This window comes from Arthrobacter sp. Hiyo1 (assembly GCF_001263615.2).
In the GTDB taxonomy this organism is placed as follows: Bacteria; Actinomycetota; Actinomycetes; order Actinomycetales; family Micrococcaceae; genus Arthrobacter.
Genome location: NZ_DF952470.1, coordinates 339,259 through 342,140, shown reverse-complemented (window position 1 = coordinate 342,140; position 2,882 = coordinate 339,259). Strand labels below are relative to the sequence as shown.

The window sequence follows — 2,882 nt, the reverse complement described above, 5'->3', positions numbered from 1 at the left end:
GGCTGCCGGTGGGTGACGCCGTCGGTGTCGCGGTCGGCACAACCTTCGCTTCCTGCACCCCGCCGGTCACCGCTTCCCTTGAGGGTACGGCTCCCGGGTCGGTCGGCACGGCCCCGGGGATGGACCAGACAGACCCGGCCGAGGTCGCGGTGGCGGAACCTGGCTGGTAGCTGACCATCGGGATGTCGCCGAGGGGATCCACCTGCTTGGTGGGCAGGAACGTCCAGTTCATCGGGTTGGTATAGACACCGTTGAGGATCGTCTCGAAGTGCAAGTGGCAACCGGTCGAGGAACCCGTGGTTCCCACCCTGGCAATGACTTCGCCTACACGGACCGATTGCCCCTTGGTCACTGCAATGCCCTGCAGGTGGTTGTACGTGGTGACAAGGCCGTTGCCGTGATCGATTTCCACGCGATTGCCGCCGCCCCAGGGGTGCCAACCCACGGCCCGGACCACGCCGGAGTCGGCTGCGTAGACCAGCGTGCCGCAAGCCGCGGCGAAATCCTGGCCCCAGTGGAACTCGCCCGGCAATCCGGTGAACGGATCGATCCTCAACCCGAAGGGAGAGCTCGGAAGCAGCATTTCGAGCGGCGCGTAGAGTTTCCCGGCAGGCGGCCGGTCGAGGGAACTCGACGAGACATTGAGAGTGCCAACGCCGTTCTTATCGAGGGTTTGGACCGGAGAGCGTTCAAAAGACACCGTGGCTTTGTCACCTGCCTGGACCGGGGCCGACGGCGGGCTTGGGGGCACGGTCTCCTCGGCGCTCGAGGTGGCACCATCGGTGGGCAGCATTCCGGGTTCGACTTGGCCAGTGGCCAAGGATCCATCGCTTGCCGCTCCGCCCAAACCCGGGCCCTGGAAACCGAAAGCGAGGATTACCACGACAGCGAGGAAGCACGCCGAAAGGACCCGGCCGAATTTTCTTGTGAGCACCAGGTCGACGACCTGGCCAGACTCATGATGCTTTCCCACAGCGGCTCCTGAGACGGGCGCTCATCCCCAGTACGGGCGCGCTTGTCCCATTGTGGCCGTTGCGAAATCGAATGGGAACACTCGACTTCATACTTGGCCGGTCCGCGAAACACTCGCCGGACCGTGGCGGGCTACTCGCCGAGGTTCTCTTTAAGCAGGGCGCGGTGCTCGACGGCGGCATCCGAATGCAGCGTGCGCCCGGCGTCGGTCAGCTCGAGGTACAGCGAGCGGCGGTCATCCGCGCAGGTCACGCGGGACACGAGTCCGGCTTTCTCCAAGCGGTCAACAACCTTGGAGACAGCGCTCTGGGTCATGGGAGTCCGCTCGCCCAGCGCCTTCATTCGGCAGGCAGAGTCAACGCTTTCGGCAACAAGATCGAGGATTTCGAACTCGTTCAGGCCGATGTCGAACTTGGCTTCGAGGGCGCGGTCGATCGCGGCCGCGGTGCGGAAGTACGAGTTCTGGATGCTGCGCCATTGCTCAACCAGCTGGCGATCCTGCGTTGTTGCCATGGCCCGATTCTAGTCGAAACCCCAAATAAAGTCCACGTCATAAGATTCCTAGTCATATTCCTTGTCATTGAATGACGCGTCATATAGATTGATCTGCATGACTTCACCAAGCACCCTCACTAGATCTGCCGAGCAGCTCCATACAGCCGTCCGCTGGACCCGGGCCCAGTGGCTGCTGCTGATGGTGGTGTGCACCGTTCTGGCCCTCGACGGCCTGGACGTTTCCATGGTGGGCGTAGCCCTTCCCTCCATCGGCCACGAACTCCACCTCGGAACCGATTCCCTGCAGTGGATCGTTTCCGCCTACGTCCTGGGGTACGGGAGCCTGTTGCTCCTGGGCGGGCGGCTCGCCGACCTGCTGGGCCGGCGTCGGATCTTCCTGATCGCCTTGACCGTGTTCGCTGCGGCTTCGCTCCTCGGCGGCCTCGTGAACGATCCCACCCTCTTGATCGCAACGCGCTTCGTCAAGGGCCTGGCCGCGGCATTCACTGCCCCCACCGGGTTCTCCATCATCACTACCAACTTCGCCGAAGGCCGCGAGCGCAACAAGGCACTGTCCATCTTCACCACTTTCGGCGCGAGCGGCTTTTCGCTCGGGCTGGTGGTTGGCGGCTCATGACCAGTTTGAGCTGGCGCTGGACCTTCCTTGTATCGGTACCGATCGCCGTCGCCGTCGTGCTTCTTGGCATGTTGTTCATTCCCCGGGATAAGCCGTCCACGGAAGAAAGCGGCCACGACGTCTGGGGCGCGGTGACCCTCGCACTCGGCATGCTTGGCCTCGTGTATACCTTGGTTTCAGCGCCGGAGAAGGGCTGGGGATCTGTGGCAACAATCGCCGGATTCGCCATCTCTGCTGCCGTGCTGGCAACCTTCGCCGTCATCGAAAACCGCGTCAAGCACCCGCTTATCCGCTTCGGCATCCTGCGTGAAGGCTGGGTGGCCCGCGCCAACCTGAGTGCCGTTGGACTGTTCGGCTCCTACCTGAGCTTCCAGTTCATCCTCACCATGTACCTGCAGTCGGTGCTCGGCTGGTCTCCCCTCGGCATGGCGCTTGCCTTGCTTCCCACCGGGCTCCTGGTGGCAACGAGCGCACCCTTCGCGGACAGGTTCATCGAGAAATTCGGCGCCCCGAAGCTCATCCTCACCGGCCTGACCGCCATGGGACTGGGCTACGTCTTGTTCCTCCGCGTTGGAACGTCGCCCAACTACGTCCTGGACATCCTGCCCTCGGTCATCCTGCTGGGCATCGGTTTCGCTTTGGCCTTCCCGTCCATCAATGTCCAAGCCACCGCTGGAATCCGGGATTCGGAGCAGGGACTGGCCGCCGGACTCATCCAGACCAGCACGCAGGTTGGCGCGGCACTCGTCCTCGCCGTGACGACCGCCCTCGTCAGCGG

2 protein-coding genes and 1 pseudogene are annotated in these 2,882 nt (G+C 63.5%); 1 reads left to right on the top strand and 2 read right to left on the bottom strand.

The features are described from left to right. Both AHiyo1_RS10470 and AHiyo1_RS10465 read right to left on the bottom strand, forming a co-directional pair. A partial coding sequence (locus tag AHiyo1_RS10470; RefSeq protein ID WP_253257262.1) for a M23 family metallopeptidase occupies positions 1-820 on the bottom strand: 820 nt, incomplete at its 3' end. A gap of 284 nt (positions 821-1,104) precedes the next feature. Next, positions 1,105-1,485, bottom strand: coding sequence for a MarR family winged helix-turn-helix transcriptional regulator (locus AHiyo1_RS10465; protein ID WP_059388526.1), 381 nt, complete (start codon positions 1,483-1,485; stop codon positions 1,105-1,107). 97 nt (positions 1,486-1,582) lie between these two features. On the opposite strand from AHiyo1_RS10465, the pseudogene AHiyo1_RS10460 reads away from it, so the two are divergent. Continuing rightward, positions 1,583-2,882: pseudogene (locus AHiyo1_RS10460) on the top strand (MFS transporter); the annotation flags it as partial.

What these genes read in the sequence shown, in the direction of transcription:
- AHiyo1_RS10465 (WP_059388526.1), bottom strand. Translation starts at nt 1,485, where the DNA reads ATGGCAACAACGCAGGATCGCCAGCTGGTTGAGCAATGGCGCAGCATC.